The sequence below is a fragment of the Christiangramia aquimixticola genome (genome assembly GCF_048285835.1).
In the GTDB taxonomy this organism is placed as follows: domain Bacteria; phylum Bacteroidota; class Bacteroidia; order Flavobacteriales; family Flavobacteriaceae; genus Christiangramia; species Christiangramia aquimixticola.
In genome coordinates this window covers 1-293 of the sequence record NZ_JBLVTL010000250.1, presented here as the reverse complement: position 1 = coordinate 293, position 293 = coordinate 1, and the positions used below count along the sequence as shown (strand labels likewise).

Sequence of the window (293 nt, the reverse complement as noted above, 5' to 3'; positions counted from 1 at the left end):
ATCAAGTCTGTGTAAATCGACTCTCCCAATGGCAGCCTCCACGTGCCACCGTTGGCATCTGTCACCAAGTAGGAATTGCCTTCTACCCGAATCAAGGGCTTGGGAATAGAAAGCGTCTGTGACATCCACTGACGAAGAGAATCGTTGGCGACGGACTTGATCTGCAGCAGGCTGTCCATTTCGTAATAGTTGCCACTTTCGGAGAGTATTCCGAGTCGACGATGCTTGCCTAGTGCATACATCACACTGCCTTCTGGTCTGTCTTCGGTTGCAGACCTGAATCCATCAAAAAG

The 293-nt window shown here is 50.2% G+C and carries 1 protein-coding gene; it reads right to left on the bottom strand.

Annotated elements, in window-relative coordinates:
• Window positions 1-293: hypothetical protein (locus ACNKXV_RS14355; RefSeq protein WP_417908390.1), on the bottom strand; the 293-nt coding region annotated here is incomplete at both ends.